The sequence below is a fragment of the Bradyrhizobium oligotrophicum S58 genome (assembly GCF_000344805.1).
GTDB classification, from domain to species: Bacteria; Pseudomonadota; Alphaproteobacteria; order Rhizobiales; family Xanthobacteraceae; genus Bradyrhizobium; species Bradyrhizobium oligotrophicum.
Genome location: NC_020453.1, coordinates 961,141 through 979,657 on the forward strand (window position 1 = coordinate 961,141; position 18,517 = coordinate 979,657).

Consider the following 18,517-nt stretch of genomic DNA (forward strand, 5'->3'; position numbering starts at 1 on the left):
CGCGGGCGTGGATGATTCAACCAGCCTATTCCGGGTCTGCCCGTCGCGCAGCAGGTCGTGGTGTCGTGATCGCGAGGTCCTCTCGTGACTGACCGCGTGCCGCTTGCCCTTTTCACGTACAACCGCCCGCTGCACACGCGACGCGCGCTCGATGCGCTGCTTCGGAATGCGCGCTTAGAGGACGTCAAGATCATCATCTATTCGGACGCCCCGAAGCGGCCTGAGCACGCCGATGCGGTCGAGGCGACGCGTCGGTTAGTTGCAGACTGGGCCGTGACGAACGGCGCCGAGATCGTCGTGCGCCCAGAGAACTTCGGTCTTGCTCGCTCGATAGCCGGTGCGGTCGACGAGCTCACGCGCGCTTACGGCCGGGTGATTGTCCTTGAGGACGACCTCGTTGCAGCTCCCGATTTTGTCCGCTTCATGCTCGAAGGGCTGGACCGTTATGCTGATGCCTCCGGTGTTGCGCAGATCTCCGGTTGCCACCTCAAAGGTACGGCCCAAGTAGCCGGAGATGCCTTCTTCATGCCGCTGACGACGACTTGGGGGTGGGCGACATGGGCGCGGGCATGGTCGCTATTTGATTGGCAGACGGACGGTATGCTCGATGAACTTGCCCGCGATGCCGGGTTCCGCAGCCGCTTCAGCCTCAATGGTGCAGCGGATTATGAAGCGATGCTGTCCGATCGCATTGCCGGCAAAAATGACTCTTGGGGCATTCTGTGGTGGTATGCCGTCGCCAAGGCGGGCGCGCAGGTTCTCTACCCGCGTACGAGCCTGATATGGAACGGCGGATTCGATAATTCCGGCGTTCATTGTGCGGGTAACCTCCCCTTCCAGCTCGAGGCTCCAGCTCAATTCAGTCGGGCCATCTTGCCGGCGACGCTGCGAATGCCCGATCGGGTTGAGCCGGACATGGCAGCATTCAACGAGGTCTGTCTTTGGCTGCGGGCAGGTGTCTCTCCAGCCGTTGATCGTGGCGGCCTCGCAACGCGACTGCGAGGGGCTTTGAAGCGTTGGGCCGGCCGCCGCTGATCAGGAGAAATCTGCGCCTGCGCGAGCCAGGATGACCGAATTGAAGAGCCGAAACCGAACTTCGTAATTCCTAGCGAGAAGATATCTGAGAGCGGGATCCTGGTGCATTTCGGCGAACGGTGTCGACAGCGCTTCGATGATGATCACGGCGGGCGCGTAAACGTCCCAATTGCCCGAACGCAAGACGGCCAGTTCTGCGCCCTCCACATCGACGCTGAGGAGATCGACGTTGATTCCGGGAGGCACGAACTCGTCCATGATACTTGCGAGCGTCTTCGGGCGAAGCTCGATTTCGCCAGTCTTGTCCCATCCAGCCGCGACGTAGCTGTCGGCGAGCTCTGCGTTGGTCGTGTTGAGGGCGCCCTCGCGAAAGAGGTGCATCCGCAGGGGGTCTGTTTGGTCCGACACCGCGAGTTCGAGGTTGACGTCTCGGGGCCGGAGCAGGCCGAACGAGCTCATGCTCCCGGGTGTTGCGTCGACATTGATGCCGCGCCATCCACGACGGTAGAGCGCAAACGTATTGGAGAACCTGGTGGCGTGATGAGCGCCGATGTCGACATAGAAGCCGGAGCGACGATCACCGAACAGCCGCTTGAGCAGGATATCCTCTCCCTCCTGGCTATAGTGGTGGCTGCTTCCGCCGAGTGCAGAGAAATGCTCGAGCAGAGCGTCAGGAATGTCGGCCGGGTCCAGGCCCGCACAGGCCCGCGTCAATAATTGCTTCCTCAAATCGAGCGGCAAGTGGTCGGCATCAGCAGCAGAAAAAGCCGCCGAAAGCAGCCGCCCGAGCTGGCTCGCATCAAGCTTCTGTTCGCTGAGTGCTTTTTCGAGGATTTGTAAGCAGGAGTCGATATCCATATGAGCGCCGATCCTGGCGAGCTGGACCGCCAATCTGGCGCGGTGCTCGGGGGCTATTCGGCGTCCGACGAACTGAATCAGCGATCGCGCGATGCTCGACAATCGAAAGCTAAGCGCCGTCACCAGTTGCTGCCCCTGCATGCTTCAATGCCTCCGACTGGTCGCGGATGATTGAGCCGGCCGTTGAGAATACTATCCGATCGCACCAGCAGCGATGTTGTCCAGCAATAGATGTTGATTGGGCCAAATCCGCTGAAATCCACCTGAAGGAAACCTTCACCACGAAAGAACTCTGCTACGTCGGTGTACCAGTCTGAATTGTCGAGCACGATGCAGCCGCCCGCACCCAGGTGAGGCAAGGCTGCCCGCGCGCATTGATTGCGCCAGACCCCGTCGATGATGATGACATCAAATTCTCCTCCGATTTCGGATATGGCCCCAGCATATTCCGTGACCCCCTCCCGGAGAATGAGCTTTTCCAGTCGACTTGACCGATGCAGCATCTTCTCAAACCAGGCCGGATCATGCTCGACGGCGGTCACCTTGGCTCCCTTATTCGCCCAAAACAGGGACGAGTGGCCGCAACCAAACTCGAAGATTCGTAATCCTCTGGCGTCGAGCTGCTCGAAGTATTCCAGTGCGGGATATGTGTACCAGGGAACAGGTTTCCCATCCACGGCGACCGGCAGTTTCAGCTCGAGCGTTCGTCCATAGCCGTACTTGTTCACGAGGATGTCGAGAGCAGGCTCGAATGCCTTCGGCTCAGGCTTGGGGGTGGCATGCGCCAATGCGTTCGCGACCGTCCTCTGGACATAGGCGTTGATCCGATCTTTGAGCCATCTCATCTCGAGCATACTCCTGCGAGCTGGCCGGCGTCCGCCAAGCGAGTTGCTCGGTGGATGGGCTCGCACGTGAATTGGGACTCGGGCCGCAACATTGCCTAACGGGAGGTCTTGTTCTGTTCAATTTGCTGTCGCTGCCTGTCGTCGGCTCAGCTACAGCCGCTCCGCTACGAGGTCCTCGAGCAGGTAGAAGATCTTCAGCCCAACGATGACCAGAATCACGGTCGCGACGATCACGACCAAAAACACCGGAATGTCGTTGGCTTGGTCGAGGCAGATCAGCGCACGAGGAACATCGATGAGGTATGTCAACGGATTGCACTTGATCAGAAACTGTATGGTTGGGCTCTCGATGCTCGAGTGCAAGTATACTGCAGGCGTCAAGTACATCAGCAGAGAGAGCCCTTGCGTGGCGAGCGGCGTAAGGTCGCGCGCAATTGTGCCGAGCACTGCGAGCATCAAGCCAATAGCCGTCCCGAGCAGTACCATGGGCAGAACCAGCAATGGATAGGCGAGTATCCAGAGGCTGGGCCACCGACCCATGATCAAGAATACCGCCATCATCGTGATCATGCTGATGGCGATGGAATAGAAAACGCCTGCCAGCGAGCTCATGGCCAGTGCCAGCTTTGGAATCTTGGTTCGCAGAATGAGATCAGCCTGCGACTGTAGCCCACTGCTGACCGCTCCCATTGCGCCCGGTAGACATGCCCAGATGGTGGTGCCGACGAGAACATAAAGAGGGTATGGGATCTCTCCTTGGCCTGGCTTGAGAACGCCAATGGAATAAAGAAACAGGAAGCTGACGATCCCCAGGATCGGATTGAGAAGAGCCCAGAAATACCCGAGAATTTTCTGTCGGAATTGAGCGATGAAGTCGCGCCAGAAAAGGCGAGTTATCACGTGGCGAGAGTTCGATAGATCGAAGTAGGCTTGGCGCAGGCTCGACGTTAGTCCACCGCTCCGCTGTGTTGCCTCATAAATTGTAATTATGTCCTGGCGGTCAGACTTGATCATCGCCACCTCGCGGGCTTCTCTCGTGTGGTCAAATTGTGATTCGCTGGCTGCCTCGTCGTCGATTTACGAGAGGCGGAATTCGCTGAGATCCCGCGCTATCGATCGAGGCTTCCTGTGCATGCGGGTGTAAAGCCGGACGTGCCTTCTGAAACGCTGTCCTCCACGTCAGTGGATCTTTGAAGGTTTTCTCGACATCGCGACAATTGCCCCACCACCGCGATAGCCAGCCGACGGCGCTGAGCGCCGCACCTTTGGGTCCGTGTCACACACGAGGACGCTTTGAGCAAGTGGAATTCGCAATCACTCCCTGAGGCACGGCCGGGTCGATGCAGCAGCAGCCCGGTGCGCTATCGGGCCCTTTGAGGCGGGCTTCGCGTCTCCAGCCTTTATGGGGCGTCGCCGCGCCTGGAGATACCCCATGGGCCAACGGGCGAGCGGTTTGCGGCGAGATTGGCTGGACGCCGCCGTTGGATACATGAATGACGTCTGGTGCAGCGCAGCCCGAGGGCAACAGCTTCGGGTCGTACGGTCGACCTTATCGAAATACCGGCTAGAACGCTAGGTCGTCCATCCCGCATTTGCAATTGGAGATTTTGATTTCCCGGAGAGTAAGCTCTTGATTGAGGGGGGCTGCGGCGGCACCACGAAGCGCTAGTCACGTACACCACCTTAGCGCCGCGCAGAACGCTCCCGCTCTTCCAGTTACCGCTGGCATGGTGGTGATTCCGACTGGTTGCATTGTCGTAAACGGGCAAATTGCTGCGATCTACCATGGACCTCGGCGCACGGAGCCGACCGATCCGGGCGGCATGACGGTGCGACATGGTGAGTTGATCCTTCGCCTGCCGAGTTGGTTCGAGCAGCCGAGAGTCTGCGAGGAGCAGACCAGGGGTGAATGCGGCATGGCAGGGGGCGGCGGCTTGGTGACATGCCCAGTCCCTGCAGAAATTGATTTCAGCTGGTCGCAGAGCAAGCGGGAGCGTCAAGTGGCCGGCAGCGCCGCGCAGAGGGTGTTCAGACCTTCGTCTCCCGGCAGGCGGCCATTAACCTGCAGGAAACGCTGATGACTGATAGCTAGATTCGCGGTTTCGGGGCTGCTCGAGCTTGGAATCGTGCGCTGGGATTTGAATGGCTGGGAGCTTAGCCAATGGCCGGATCGCCCAATTTGCAAGGCTCCGACGTAGTCCAGGCCTCCGGCCCGGCAATCGATCCGCCTCCGTCAGACCCGGTCGAGCTCCCAGACGAGGCGGTGGAAGCTCAGCTCGCGCAAGGCGATTTCGGCGGGGTTGGTGCGGTGACGGCCGTGAGCGCCGGTGGGCTCACCATCAACCTTCTGTTCGATGCGGCCGCAATGGCCGCTCCAGCCAGCTTCCGGACCGGGATTCAGCAGGCCGCCGCGATCCTGACCTCCATGATCTCCGACCGAATCACGGTCAACATCAAGATCGACTACAGCGGAACCGGCGGAGGCGCTGCTGCAGGTCCTGATGGTGGCCAGTGGATGACCTACTCGAGCGTTCGGTCCAACCTCGTTGGGAACGCTAGCCCCGGCGACACGACCTTCAACGCGTTACCGGCTGTATCGAGCATCCAAGGGCAATCCTATGTTGCCGTCTGGAATTCGCAGCTGAAGCTCTGGGGAGGACTTGGCGCCAACGATACCACGACCGACGATGGCAGCGCGACGTTCGCGACCGACATCAATTCAGGCCTGCTCGTCGGGGTGGCCCTTCATGAGCTTACGCACGCATTCGGCCGCGTGCCCTACGGCCCGCAGCCTGACGTGTTCGATCTCTTCCGGTTCTCAACCCCAGGCGTCCGTCTCATGACGGGCGGCGCGACGGCGTCGACAGCCTACTTCTCAATTGATGGGGGGCAAACGAAGCTTGCCGACTACGGCCAGTCCTCCGATCCGAGCGACTTCCTGAACAGTGGCGTTCAGGGCGCCAACGATCCGTTTAACGAATTCTACACTTTCAACACACTTCAGACGCTGACGTCCGTCGACCTCAAGCAAATGGATGCTCTCGGCTTTCATCTCGTCTCCGCAACGCCTGTAACTATAGAGGCGTTGGGAACGACCAGCCTGGTGCAGCTGGGATCAAGCTATTTCCTCAATCCAGCTGGTGGGGGATTTGGCCCCCAACTCAAGCTAAACGGCGCCACGGTTCAGCCTGGGCAAATTGGTGGCTGGACGCCAATCGGTGCAGAAGCCGTGGGCGCGGGTTATGAGCTTGCCTGGAAGTTGGCCGGATCCGACCTTTACGCAGTGTGGACCCTCGACAGCAGCGGAAATTACGCAAGTAGCGCGATCGGAGGTGTCTCTGGACGGTCAGCCTCGTTCGAAACATTCGAGAATGTTTTTCATCAGGATCTCAACGGCGACGGTACGATCGGTATTCCGACCATAGTCATCGAGGGGCTGGGATCGACCAGTCTGGTCCAGGCCGGCGATGGATATCTTTTGAATCCAGTCGGTGGCGGCACGGGCCCGCAAGTGAAGCTTGGCGGTGCCAACCTCGTCGCCGGTCAACTCGGCAGCTGGATGCCGATTGGCGCAGAAGCCGTGGGTAGCGGCTATGAGATCGCCTGGAAGGTGGCTGGAGCCGATCTTTACGCGGTGTGGGATCTCGACAGCAACGGAAACTATACGAGCAGCGCGGTCGGAGGTGTCTCTGGAAGCTCGGTCTCGCTGGAAGCGTTCGAGAGCGTGTTTCACCAGGATCTCAATGGTGACGGCATGATCGGCATTCCGGCGACGGTCATCGAGGCACTGGGATCAACCAGTCTCGTTCAGGCCGGCAACGGATATATCCTGAATCCAGTTGGTGGCGGCACGGGCCCGCAAGTGAAGCTTGGCGGTGCCAACCTCGTGGCCGGCCAACTCGGCAGCTGGATGCCGATTGGCGCAGAAGCCGTGGGCGGTGGCTATGAGATCGCCTGGAAGGTGGCGGGAGCCGATCTTTACGCAGTGTGGAATCTTGACAGCAACGGAAACTACACGAGCATTGCGATCGGAGGTGTTTCTGGGAGCTCCGCTTCGTTCGAGGCAATCGAGACCATCTTTCACCAAGATCTCAATGGTGACGGTACGATCGGGATTCCCACGATAGTCATCGAGGGGCTAGGATCGACGAGTCTCACCCAGGTCGGCAATGGATATTTTATGAATCCGGTCGGCGGCGGCGCGGGTCCGCAAGTGAAGCTTGGCGGCGCCAATGTTGTGGTCGGACAACTCGGCAGCTGGATGCCAATCGGCGCAGAAGCCGTGGGTAGCGGCTACGAGGTCGCCTGGAAGGTCGCGGGAGCTGATGTTTATGCAGTTTGGAGCCTGGACAGCGGCGGCAACTACACAGGCAGCGCGATTGGAGGTGTTTCGGGAATCTCGGCCTCATTCGAGGCGTTCGAAACCACTTTCCATCAAGACCTCAACGGAGACGGTACGATCGGTGTAACCGCCCAAGTTTCAGCGGGCTACCCGCAAGGCAATCTCAGCGTCGCAAATGGTGTCCTCTCTTCGGGAAAAACCGCACATCAAGCAGCGACTTACCCCTCCGACCTGTTCAGCCAGGACGGATTCCATTTCGCTGAAGGCGCCCAAGGACAGATGATCATCTCCAGTCCCCAGCCATTGCTTGGTGGCCCACAGCAGACGCCATTGTGGGCACCGCATGACGTTTTCGCATTCAACCAAGAGCTTGGGCAGAGTATCGCCGCCAACTTCGCATCGGAGGCAGACATGGTTTGGCTCAGTCACAATCGCGCTGCCACGCAAGCGGCGATCTTCTCGGCAAGTCACGACAATACGCCTGGAAACATTGTTGTTTCTGATTCAGCACAGGACGTGCTTACGACACATCAATCCATCACGGAGGCAGTTCTGAGCCATCTTGCCGGCTTTCATCTTGTCTAGTTCAATGCTCCGACCGGATTGGCAGAATCTTGGATGCGGGCGGGCTAGTGCATCGCGTCGCACTTTCAACGTCACCTCTCTGCACGGTACGGAGATCGACGGAGATGATTGCTGGGGCCGCCAACAATCGTGGCGGCATCGGCGAACTCCGGCATCGAAACCTCCGCGCTAATCCTTGAGCGATGTCGAGGCCCTTCTGGGTGTCGAATGCGACATGCTCCTTCCGCTTGGGCCGAAGACTGTATCCGAGTCCACGAGCGCTGCTCGTGGATGACGTTGCGGTTTGCTGGCAGCAGTTGATTTTGCCGCAAGACCGATGATCTACTAGCTGGAAAGGTAGATCGTCGCCTGACCGCCTTTAAAGCCGTGGCCCCGAACTTGCTCCCGTCCAGATCCGGGCATGCAGAAAAGCAAGCGCATCAAAGCCGCTGATCTTGCATTCAATCTGGGGGGCGACTGAGTGGTCGACCGTCAAGGTGACCGTGGCATGCAGGATGTCCTCCTCGCGCAGTTGTCCCTTCGCCTGAGAAGGGCAGCCGGTGTGAAAGAGCTAAACGTTACCGGTCGAGCTGCTGCCGGATTTCGCGCGACGATTTTGTCAGAGTTCCGTCCCGAAGCGGCTCGTGCCGGTTCTCTTGCGAATGGACACCCTGGCGTCCCCCCTTAAGTGTCAGCGGAGTTTGGATCGGTCAGGTTGGCGTCCATAGGGCCGGCCATTAGACTTTAGCGATCGCAAATGGTATCGCGTAGCGCAAGCTGGAATGGCTGTGCACGTGTATGACCAGAACACGAGGACAATTGTCATCCAGGGCGGGGTTTCTGGACTCCCCTTAATCGTTGAAAAATTGCCGAGCGCCCACGGTTGCGGCGGTGTCGAGTGGAGAAAATGGTGGATCAAGATCGTAAACGACGTGTGGCGCTCATTACTGGTGTGACTGGCCAGGACGGTGCCTACCTGGCTGAGTATCTGCTCGGACTCGGCTACACGGTCCATGGAATCAAACGGCGTTCGTCCTCCTTCAACACTGCTCGTGTGGATCATCTCTACCAGGATCCTCACGTCGGAGACGTCCCGTTCCTGATGCACTATGGCGACATGACGGACTCGACCAATCTTATCCGTTTGGTCCAGCAGATCAGGCCCACCGAGATATACAACCTCGCAGCTCAAAGTCATGTCGCCGTGAGCTTTGAGAGCCCGGAATACACCGCCAATGCGGACGCAGTAGGGGTCTTGCGGCTGTTGGAGGCTATTCGCATTCTCGGCTTGGAGAAGGACACGCGATTTTATCAGGCTTCGACCTCGGAGCTGTACGGTTTGGTGCAGGAGGTTCCGCAACGGGAGACGACGCCGTTCTATCCGCGGTCTCCATATGCAGTCGCAAAGCTATATGGCTATTGGATCACGGTAAACTACCGTGAGGCATATGGCATGTTTGCTTCCAATGGCATCTTGTTCAACCATGAAAGCCCCATACGCGGAGAGACTTTCGTAACTCGCAAGATTACGCGGGGGGTTGCAAGAATAGAAGTCGGTCTGGAGGACGCGATCTATCTTGGTAACCTCGAAGCAAAGCGCGATTGGGGGCACGCGCGGGACTACGTCAGGGGAATGCACGCAATCCTGCAGGCGGACAAACCGGATGATTTTGTGCTTGCAACGGGAGAGACGCGCTCGGTGCGCGAATTCGTTGAGCTTGCCTTTGGTGAAGTTGGTCGTCGCGTCGAGTGGCAAGGCGAGGGCGTCGACGAGGTGGGGCGCGATGTGGCTTCGGGCAAGATCGTCGTGCGCATCGACCCGGCCTATTTCCGCCCGACCGAGGTCGATCTCCTGATCGGAGATGCGACAAAGGCACGGCAGAAGCTCGGTTGGACGGCGCAAACGAGCTTTCGGGATCTGGTGAAGGAAATGGTCGCCAGCGATCTGGCTGATGCTCGTCGTGATGTGAGCGGCAGCAGGGGCGTTTAGCGGCTGTAACCTTGATAAACATCGACCGCGGCAGAATTCACCAACACTGAGGAGAACGTCATCGAGGCGTGCGGACTCTGAAGCCGCAACCGAATCTTGGTGGGCGGGTGAGTTTGCTTCCAAACGTCACCCCTGCCGACGGTTGATGAGGGGGGCAATCTCAGGTTGGTGGCGGGAGCTTCCGTGTACGTGTCGGAATCTGGCAGATGAGATATCGGCCAGGACATGGGTTCGAGCTCAGCCAGCTGGCCAGACGACGACCAACCCGACAGCGTCCACTCGTGAGGGGATAGCACCTGGATGCGTTGCATGGTCAGCTCTTGGCCGAAAACCAGGCGCGATCCCTGGATGGGGACGAGCTTGAGGCCTCGGCCGGATGGGGCTCTGGCAATGCTCCACATGTGATCCATTAGGGGGACGGGACTCTCTCATCTGTGAAATCTGAAGCGCTGTGGCCAGGAGCCACGGGCGTGGAGGTCGTGTGCAAAGCCAATCACTCCAGCGAGACGCTCAATCGTCCATGCTCGACCTTGGGCAGGCGTCGCCGTGCTGCGAGATTGGCAGTTGCAAACCAGGGGTAGGCAAATTGAGCCGCGTGCATTAACAGAACAGCATGACCGTCTGTCAGAGGGCCGAGAGTTGAGTGGTCGCGATATTTCAGCACCCGAGAGCAAGAACATTCCTCACGTCCCTGCGCTCGACGAGCTGCGGGGGATTGCTGCCCTGATGGTGCTGTTCGCGCATCTCACCCATAATTTGACGAGAGGTGTCGACCCGAGCATTGGTGCATGGCTATACCCCTCCAATCCGTTCTTTGCCGTGCTTGCCGAAGGGCATGCGGGCGTATCGCTGTTCCTTGTTCTGAGTGGCTTTCTGTTTTCTTACGGCGCGCATAACCGCCAAGTTTCGTATCGAGGCTTTGTTCGCAATAGAATCCTGCGTATTTTTCCTATGTACGTGCTACTGCTGTTTCTGGAAGCCTATACATATCCAGCTCAGTTCTCATTTAGCGCATTCGCGTCCAGCTTGTTCTTGATGGGGAATACTCCCGCCGGTCTCGCGGGGGGAGCGTTCACAATCCTGTTGTGGACCATATGTGTCGAATTTCAATTCTATCTGGTCTTCCCTTTTCTGAATTCTTTCAAACTGAAATACGGGGTTAAGTACCTGGTTCACCTGCTGGGGCTTGCAATCCTGCTTCGCATTCTTTGTGTTGGTCTGGGTGCCTCTCCTCGCAACCTTTCTTACTTTACAATTGTAGGGCGCATCGATCAGTTTCTCATCGGGATGATTGCTGCTCATCTTTACCGAGAGGGTGTGTTGGCAACCAGGAGATCCGGAATTCTCCTCGTCGGCGTATCCTGCCTCATTGTGTTGTCGCTTTTTGCGTTCAACAGGCTTGGCGGGTGGGAGCGAGACGCCAACTGGAAGGCTCTGTGGCACACCTATGAAGGCTTCCTGTTCGCTTCTTTGATCGTGATATATGTTCAAGCGCACGGATCGTTTCATGATTACTATACGACCTTGCTCAGGAAAATCGGACTGGTGAGCTATTCACTTTACCTGATCCATATGCCCATCCTTCTCATGTTTCAAAAGCACAATTGGTATTTGACGTTGACCGGAAGCCCGTATGTCAATGCGCTACTATCGGGAGTCTATCTCGTTCCTGTTGCGGTCTTGGTGGCTACAGCCACTTATTGGCTTATTGAGCGGCCATTCATCGATCTTAGGGGGGAGTACCTTAAGCCAGTTTCAGCTCCTGCTCGGTTGGCCAAAGCGGAATAGAGGCATGAAGTGGTTACTGAGAGCGATATTGGCTTCGAACCTTGTGAGTTTGTGCTCCAATCAAGCAAGCGCGTTTGATTGGGATTACAAGGACGCCAGGTTTGACCTGAGCGCCTCGGCGATCTTGGGAGATCGAGCTGCTTTCGAGTCCTGGAGAAATGAGCCCCTCAATTACATCAAGGAGCAATTCGAGGGTGCAATCAACGTCGCGCCGGAGGTGGTCGGTGTTCATGATCCGATAAAGAAGGCTGGTTTTGCGATCGAGCAGATCGATCTGCTGTTCTCCCATGTGGCTCAAGACGGAGCTGATCTTCGATATACCGTTGCCGTGGCGCGACCGGACAAGCCAAATCCTGATCTGCCGACGATCGTGGCAATCAATGGTCACGGCGAGGTGGGGGGCGAAGGGAGCGGTCAGGCGCCCACAACGTTGTTCGACGATGATGGACATGGCGCGTATTTGGCTAGAGGCGGGTTTACGGTGGTTGCCTTTCCGAACACGATCCATGCGCCGTTTGCGGACCTTTCGAGGCGCGTGGACTATTCGATCATCTGGGCGAGGCTTGCGGATCTAGCGCTGACGCGGATAAAGCCTTTGCTGAATTCGAATCCCGACTACATTGGGCTGGGAAACGCGGCTGGCGGACTAACGAGCCTTATGTTGGCGATCGTTCGGCCGGATATCAAGGCAATGGCTGCGAATGGCGCGTTCTTCTCGCTTGAGCATACGCGGCGGGAGTATCGGATCTTCACGCATCCATTTTGCCATGACTTTCGTGCGTTCTTTTCGTATTCCGCTCTCTATGCATTGCTCGCGCCGAAACCGCTACTGATCGAAGAAGGTCGGCGCGATGGTCTTTGGTTGGGTTATGGAGCGTCGCACCCTGAGTCCTGGTTTAGTGGCACGAAGCGGGGCGCAATTAGTGATGAGACGATCGGAGCGTACCTCGAGCTGAAACAGATCTGGGTGAAGTTTGGCTCGCTTATCGAGCTGGATATTCACGATAAGGGGCACGAAGATGTGGATACGTCAGCATTCGTTGGTTTTGTGCAACGAGTTCGTGCGGCGCCGCCTTAAAGACAGTCGGACGATCGATGCTTAGAAGTCTGATCTACTGTCTCTTCGTAGCCGTTGCGGCCGCAGCTTGCAGTATTGGAGTGCTCTATTCTGCGGGATGGCGTTCTCGCTCGCAGATCTCGGACGTGACTGCGAAGGCGCAGGCGGAGAGTCTTGTTCCATACTGCTTGGAGTCCGCCAAGGCTGATCCGTGGCGCTATTACTATCTTGGGAAGATGAAGAGCGCCTCGGTGGAAATTAGGATCCAGGTAGTCAGGGCGGCCGGCTGGGCTACACCTCTCGGGCAGGATCAGCCGAATGGCTGGCTCGCCGAAGCATGTTTGCGCGAGCTTGATGTCAGATAGTACCTTTGCGACGGCAGCGGCTTGACTTCGGGCTGGTTCAGCAGCTTCGCTACTAACTTGGCGAACCTTGCCGTTCTCCAGCTGGGTATGGTTCTTCGTGAATGTCGTCGGGTCCCATACCGAATCGTCGGGCGCCGACCCCGCGAACCAGCGGTAGAGCAGATTGTCGTCAAACTGCTCCATGAGCTGACGTTAGGGGGATGCCATAGAATGCCTCGAGCAGCAGACGCTCAGGAACTGCTCGGGGTGACCTCCCTTCGAGCAGCCCGACACGCCCACCGCAACCCGCCTCAAAGTCCGTGACGACGCCCACGCCCCTCTCGCGAGGCGGGACGGGCCTAGACAATCGTGTTTTGTATCGCGCCGGCGAGGGCCGCCTTGTTGAGCTTGGGCGTGGGCTTCAGGATCGTAAGCGTAGTGCTACGGCCCTCCTGATCGACGCTTGACGTCTACTTGAGCCGCGTGACGCGACGCCGCGGCTTCCAGCTTTCGGACAAGGCGTTGACAGCTGCCTCGAGCGCCTTCCGGTCGATGGTGTTGGGATCGAACGGCTCGGGGCCCCAAAGGCGCATGTGTTCGTGCTCCGGATGGGACGAGTCGCCGATGGCATCGAGGTATTCGGCATAGCCTGGCGGGCCGCCGACGTCTTCCGGCGGACAACGACCGGCGGCTTCGAGCAGGAGAGGAAGTCCCTCGGTCGATGTATCGTCGAACCATTTTTCGAGCTTGATCACATGGTCCCCAGCCGTCGCCGAAGTCATAGAGATAGTGGATCGTCTTGGTGCCTGTCTCACGAATGATATCGACGAGCCGCGCCTTGCGGGCATCGATGGGCTGGGGACCAAAATCGCCATCGGGATCAGGGATGCCCCAGCGCCCTTCGCCAGCCAGGAACTCGAAGAGGTGACTGTTCGTCCAGCCAAACGCCGTTTGAAGCGTCAGATGCAGCCGATCGAGGCGCAGGGCGACAGGGACGACGAGACGACGCATTGCCTCCGGCCTGACCGCCTTGAGGGTCACCTTGATCCGGACGGCGGTCGTGTTCAGGCTCATGCCGCCAGCCTCGGATCCTGGGCCCCCATCGTGTAGGTCGACGCCCATGGCAGCAGTTCGTCCAGTCGCGCCGCCGGCCAGCCATTGACGAGCTTGGCGAGGACGTCGGCAAGCCAAGACTCGGCACTGACGCCGTTGAGCTTGCACGTCTCGATGAGCGAAGCCAGCAAGGCCCAATTCTCGGCACCTTCGTCGCACCCGGCGAACAGGGCGTTCTTGGCATTCAGCTTGATCGGCCGCATCGCACGCTCGACCGCGTTGGTGTTCATCTCGATGCGCCCGTCATCGAGGTAGAGCGTCAGGCTGTCCCAATGGCGCAGCGCATAGCGCAAAGCCTTTGCCGTCACACTCTTCTGCGCGAGGTGACCGAGCTTTGCCTCGAACCACTGCTTCACGGCTGCGGCCAGCGGCTGGGCATGCGCCTGCCGGCCTGCACGGCGCTCGGAATCAGATCGGCCGCGGAAGGCTTTCTCGATCGCGTACAGCTGAGCAATACGCTCGAGGGCCTCGCGGGCAACCGGAGCCGGTGCCGGCGAATCCTCGTGGTCGATCTTCACAAATTGACGCCGCAGATGCGACCAGCAGAAGGCGAGCGTGCCGGACAGCGCGTCCGCACGCGTCTCCCGGGTCATGGTCTTGTAGGTCTCAAAACCATCGCAGTGGATGGTGCCGCGATAGCCTCCGAGCAGTCTCAAGCCATGAACCGCGCCGCGGCCCGGTGCATAGGCATAAACCACCCGGGGCGGATCAGGTCCGGCCCAAGGCTGTAGCCCGTCTTGGTCCGGCCGCGCCCGGAAGGTGATCGAGACGGTGCGGGAAGAAGTTCTCCTGCCGAGATTGCGAGAAGATCAGCCAGGCGCTGGCGCCGTTCCACGCCGTGGCGCGCGGATGGGCCGGCCCGAGCCTGCTGGCGATGATCATGTTCGAGAAGTTCGGCCAGCATCAGCCGCTGAACCGCCAGGCCGAACGTTACGCCCTGGAGGGCATGCCGATCGTGCTCTCGACCACGGCGGATGCCGTGGGTTCGGTCTGTGCGTCGCTGGAACCGCTGCTGCGTCTGGTCGAGGCGCACGTCATGGCGGCCGAGCCGCTTCTTGCCGCTGATACGACCGTGCTGGTGTTGGCCAAGGGGAAGACCGATACGGGGCGGTTCTGGATCTATGTCCGGGACGACCGGCCGTTTTCTGACTTCTCCTGGATCGTCGGGTCGATGAACAAGAAAGGCCAAGCAGGTAGCGATTATTCCATATAAACAAGTCGATACACGCGCAGCGCGCATTTCCTGTCCCCACTAGCACTCCAAATCGGATGCCACGGAGTAGAAGTAGATGCCATAACCAGCAACCTGAGGTAGTGTTGCGAAATTCCGACGTAGTGTGGCCGGCGCGCTGTGTGCGGTGGATATGGAGAAAAGCGTCGTCTGTCTGAGCTCTCCAGCGCGAGATGTTCTGTCGACGTACAAACCATCGCCCAGTGGCGGCTGGTCAGAGGCATCGCGGTGAAAGAATCGTGACACGGCCTCCGCGTGAGCCTCTGTCCGGTGTGGACGCTCTGCGATTGAGTGGCCTGTTCGTGCAGTATGCGGACAATCTCTGCTCGCGACCATGGAAGTTTGTTCCGAATAAACATATGGGTTGTATTTGTAGTCCACCGCCGCTTGCATGTTGTGAATAAGTTCCAATGCTCGTTGATCGTCAGATGCGAATGACGTCTGTTGTGTGTCGGAATTGTACAGATACTGCGGGGGCAGGGGTGTCGGAAAATTTGGCGTTCAGCGCTCAGCGTCGTCTTGCGCGGAGGACACTGAACATCGCGCTCGGGTGCGCGGTGAGTTTTTTTTGTATCACAAATTCAACTTTAAGTCGTTCAGAGACTATGTCTCTACCTGGGAAGATTTCGGTCGGCCAGAGTGGATCGGCAAACTATTCGATACCGCTCGCGCTGCCACCGGGATCGGCGGGCGTCGCTCCGTCCCTGTCGCTCGACTACAACAGTCACGGCGGGAATGGAATTCTCGGAGTCGGCTGGTCTCTCGGCGGCTTGCCCTCCATCGGCCGCTGTGGCCGTACGGTTGCTCAGGATGGTGCAATGGGGGGCGTCAATTTCGACGTCAATGATCGGTTCTGTCTCGACGGACAGCGGCTGATTGCGGTGAACGGCGCCTATGGCGGCGACGGCACGGAGTATAGGACCGAGGTCGACTCCTTCTCTAAAGTGGTCTCGCACGGCGTCGCTGGCACCGGCCCGGCGTGGTTCGAGGTGCGCACGAAAGCCGGTCAGATCATGGAATTCGGCCATACCGCCGATTCGCAGATCCTGGCCGTCGGCAAAGCCACCGCGAGAGCCTGGGCGCTCAACAAGCTGAGCGACACCAAGACGAATTATTTATCAGTTACTTACGTCAACGACGCAACGACGGGTCAGTCGGTCCCGAGCTGGATCGTCTATGCCGGCAATACGACCGCGGGGACCGCTCCGTACAACTCGGTGGGTTTCGTCTATGCGTCCCGACCGGACGCCATTCGGCAATATCAGGCTGGGTCGCCGGTCAACACGTCCGTTCGTCTGACCAATGTGAAGACGTATGAAGGTGCAAATCTCGTTTCGGACTACCGGCTATCCTACCAGCAGAGCAGCACGAGTAACAACTCCGAGCTAACCTCAGTCACGGCCTGTGGCGCGTCAGGCAACTGTCTTCCGGCGACGACGTTCCAGTGGGCCAACGGTGGCGGCAACTCGTTCTCGCCCTATGTCGCGACGAATCCGAACAACCTCGTGGCATCGTCTTACGTGCGAATGCAGTACTGGACGCCGGTGCTGATGGACCTGAATGGCGACGGAAAGACGGACTTCGTCCTGGCGAAGAACAGCTCGATCTACTCATATTTGAGCAACGGCGACGGCACGTTTACGACAGTGAACTCAACTCAGAACGTGCATGATTTTGGCGGCTATCCGGCTGGGCTCTATGTGACGTTCGTTGGCGACTTCGATGGCGACGGCAAGAGTGACTTCGCTTTCGTCAACTCTTCGCAAATATATCCGTTTTTGGGCAATGGTGATGGCACCTTCCGGGTTGGCGTCATTCAGACGCCGATCAACTGGCCTTTATTGGATCAGGGCTCATTCGCTCCGATCGCCGGCGACTTCAACGGTGACGGAAAGACCGACTTCCTCCTGGTCAGCCAGGATTATCTTTACGAGTGCATGAGCGCGGGGGGCGGTGCGTTCAGCTGCACCTCGATCTGGATCAACAATGGATGGAATTTCGGCAACCCGAACGCCCGGTACGTGCCGATCACCGGTGACTTCAACGGTGATGGCAAGGTTGACTTCATCATGCTGGGAGGGACAACCCTCTACGAGGCGTTCGGCAATGGTGATGGCACCTTCAGCTATCGTCAGGTGGATCTCACCAACGGCTGGAGATTTGGCTGGCCCGACGACGGAATACCTCCGTCCGACTACATGCCTGTGGTGGGTGACTTCAATGGCGACGGGAAGACCGACTGGCTGATGCTGAAGGGGTCGACGATCTACCTGTTCCAGAGCAGGGGTAATGGCGATTTCGACTACGTGCAGATTTCAATCCCTAGTCCAACCCCCGGATGGAATTTTGGCACGCCGCCGACCACTTCTTTCGACGTCGTCGCCGGCGACTTCAACCTCGATGGCCGGTCGGATTTCGTCCTGATCGGAGGCAATGGGCCGTATATCTACCAATTTCTCAGCAGGGGTGACGGAACGTTCGCCTACAATACGCTTCCGATGCCCAACAATTGGAATTTCGGGGCGCCGCCCGACGCCAACTACTTCGTGTTCGGCGGTGACTTCAACGGCGACGGACGGTCCGATTTCGCGCTCATGGACAACGGCTATATCTACACCGTGGCGGCGAATGGCGGTTCGGGCGACCTCGTCAGCCAGGTGACCAGCGGGCTCGGCGTAACTGCGACGATCACCTACGCGCCGTTGACCAGCGGATCGGTCTATTCCAGGGACGCGAATGCCAGCTATCCGATCCAGGACATGCAGATGGCATTGTACGTGACGTCGAGGCTCGACCTGTCGAATGGCGTCGGTGGGACGTATAGCTCGAGCTACAACTACGCAGGCGCCAAGCTCGATACGAGTGGTCGCGGGTTCCTGGGATTCCGTCAGATGACCGTAAGGGACCTCGCGACCGGCATTGCCGACACGACGACCTTTCGCCAGGACTTTCCGTTCGTCGGAATGGTGTCCTCGGCGACCCGTACGCTTGGTGCGCAGACGCTCGGACAATCGGCCAACAGCTACCTCTGTCTGAATGCGAGTGGCGGAACCGGCATCAGCCAGTCCAGTGCGCCGTATCGCGTGTTTCTGACTCAGAACACGTCGAGCGGTACGGATCTGGATGGCTCGGTGCTGCCGACGGTTACGACGACAAATCAGTACGATGATTTCGGCAATGCGACGCAGGTCGTCGTGGCGACGCCCGACGGGAACAGCAAGACCACGGTCAACGTCTACGCCAATGATACGTCCAACTGGTATCTCGGCAGATTGACGCGGGCGACTGTCACGAGTCGCAGACCGCAATAGCACCCCAAAATCCCATTCATATCGATATCGAGCTCACGC

Annotated in this window: 11 protein-coding genes and 3 pseudogenes; 7 read left to right on the top strand and 7 right to left on the bottom strand. The window is 58.6% G+C overall.

Translation table 11 applies throughout. From position 1 onward, the window contains the following. Window positions 1–84: 84 nt before the first annotated feature. Window positions 85–1,035, top strand: coding sequence for a glycosyltransferase (locus S58_RS04270; protein WP_015664008.1), 951 nt, complete (start codon window positions 85–87; stop codon window positions 1,033–1,035). Here S58_RS04270 and S58_RS36135 read toward each other — a convergent pair whose 3' ends face one another. The 3 genes from S58_RS36135 to S58_RS04285 form a co-directional block, all read right to left on the bottom strand. Continuing rightward, complete coding sequence (locus S58_RS36135) at window positions 1,036–2,034, bottom strand: FkbM family methyltransferase (protein ID WP_015664009.1); 999 nt, start codon at window positions 2,032–2,034, stop codon at window positions 1,036–1,038. It lies immediately after the preceding gene. Continuing rightward, complete coding sequence (locus S58_RS04280; RefSeq protein WP_015664010.1) at window positions 2,013–2,738, bottom strand: O-methyltransferase; 726 nt, start codon at window positions 2,736–2,738, stop codon at window positions 2,013–2,015. The genes S58_RS36135 and S58_RS04280 overlap by 22 nt, the downstream gene beginning before the upstream one ends. 150 nt (window positions 2,739–2,888) lie before the next feature. Continuing rightward, a complete protein-coding gene (locus S58_RS04285) occupies window positions 2,889–3,752 on the bottom strand; it encodes an ABC transporter permease (protein ID WP_042338703.1) in 864 nt (287 codons plus the stop codon). A gap of 1,147 nt (window positions 3,753–4,899) precedes the next feature. Here S58_RS04285 and S58_RS04290 point away from each other — a divergent pair. The 4 genes from S58_RS04290 to S58_RS04310 all read left to right on the top strand — a co-directional run bounded on the left by S58_RS04290 (window position 4,900) and on the right by S58_RS04310 (window position 12,500). Continuing rightward, a complete protein-coding gene (locus S58_RS04290; protein WP_015664012.1) occupies window positions 4,900–7,665 on the top strand; it encodes an NF038122 family metalloprotease in 2,766 nt (921 codons plus the stop codon). Window positions 7,666–8,551: 886 nt separating this feature from the next. Continuing rightward, complete coding sequence (gene gmd / locus S58_RS04295) at window positions 8,552–9,634, top strand: GDP-mannose 4,6-dehydratase (RefSeq protein WP_015664013.1); 1,083 nt, start codon at window positions 8,552–8,554, stop codon at window positions 9,632–9,634. A gap of 546 nt (window positions 9,635–10,180) precedes the next feature. Continuing rightward, on the top strand, window positions 10,181–11,422 hold the full coding sequence (locus tag S58_RS04305; protein WP_144058237.1) for an acyltransferase family protein: 1,242 nt from the start codon (window positions 10,181–10,183) through the stop codon (window positions 11,420–11,422). Window positions 11,423–11,426: 4 nt separating this feature from the next. After that, window positions 11,427–12,500 (top strand): hypothetical protein, encoded by a 1,074-nt coding sequence (locus S58_RS04310; RefSeq protein WP_144058238.1) that lies wholly within the window; start codon window positions 11,427–11,429, stop codon window positions 12,498–12,500. Here S58_RS04310 and S58_RS39435 read toward each other — a convergent pair. The 4 genes and pseudogenes from S58_RS39435 to tnpC all read right to left on the bottom strand — a co-directional run. Next, on the bottom strand, window positions 12,497–13,027 hold the full coding sequence (locus S58_RS39435) for a transposase (protein ID WP_083938489.1): 531 nt from the start codon (window positions 13,025–13,027) through the stop codon (window positions 12,497–12,499). The genes S58_RS04310 and S58_RS39435 overlap by 4 nt on opposite strands. A gap of 266 nt (window positions 13,028–13,293) precedes the next feature. Beyond that, on the bottom strand, window positions 13,294–13,578 hold the full coding sequence (locus S58_RS39280) for a plasmid pRiA4b ORF-3 family protein (RefSeq protein WP_015664016.1): 285 nt from the start codon (window positions 13,576–13,578) through the stop codon (window positions 13,294–13,296). Between the two features lie 67 nt (window positions 13,579–13,645). Further along, window positions 13,646–13,945 (bottom strand): annotated as a pseudogene (locus tag S58_RS39415) (plasmid pRiA4b ORF-3 family protein); the annotation flags it as partial. After that, window positions 13,894–14,664: pseudogene (tnpC, locus tag S58_RS04325) on the bottom strand (IS66 family transposase); the annotation flags it as partial. The pseudogenes tnpC and S58_RS39415, both read right to left, overlap by 52 nt. A gap of 19 nt (window positions 14,665–14,683) precedes the next feature. Between tnpC and S58_RS04330 the strand changes: the two are divergent. Both S58_RS04330 and S58_RS04335 read left to right on the top strand, forming a co-directional pair. Continuing rightward, window positions 14,684–15,083: pseudogene (locus tag S58_RS04330) on the top strand (IS66 family transposase); the annotation flags it as partial. A 689-nt stretch (window positions 15,084–15,772) separates the two neighbouring features. Then, window positions 15,773–18,478 (top strand): FG-GAP-like repeat-containing protein, encoded by a 2,706-nt coding sequence (locus S58_RS04335; RefSeq protein WP_083938491.1) that lies wholly within the window; start codon window positions 15,773–15,775, stop codon window positions 18,476–18,478. Window positions 18,479–18,517 lie beyond the last annotated feature (39 nt).

Excerpts from the sequence above, each read along its gene's own strand:
- S58_RS36135 (WP_015664009.1), bottom strand. The coding sequence starts at position 2,034 with ATGCAGGGGCAGCAACTGGTGACGGCGCTTAGCTTTCGATTGTCGAGC.
- S58_RS04280 (WP_015664010.1), bottom strand. The coding sequence starts at position 2,738 with ATGAGATGGCTCAAAGATCGGATCAACGCCTATGTCCAGAGGACGGTC.
- S58_RS04285 (WP_042338703.1), bottom strand. The coding sequence starts at position 3,752 with ATGATCAAGTCTGACCGCCAGGACATAATTACAATTTATGAGGCAACA.
- S58_RS04290 (WP_015664012.1), top strand. The coding sequence starts at position 4,900 with ATGGCCGGATCGCCCAATTTGCAAGGCTCCGACGTAGTCCAGGCCTCC.
- gmd (WP_015664013.1), top strand. The coding sequence starts at position 8,552 with ATGGTGGATCAAGATCGTAAACGACGTGTGGCGCTCATTACTGGTGTG.
- S58_RS04310 (WP_144058238.1), top strand. The coding sequence starts at position 11,427 with ATGAAGTGGTTACTGAGAGCGATATTGGCTTCGAACCTTGTGAGTTTG.
- S58_RS39435 (WP_083938489.1), bottom strand. The coding sequence starts at position 13,027 with ATGGAGCAGTTTGACGACAATCTGCTCTACCGCTGGTTCGCGGGGTCG.
- S58_RS04335 (WP_083938491.1), top strand. The coding sequence starts at position 15,773 with ATGTCTCTACCTGGGAAGATTTCGGTCGGCCAGAGTGGATCGGCAAAC.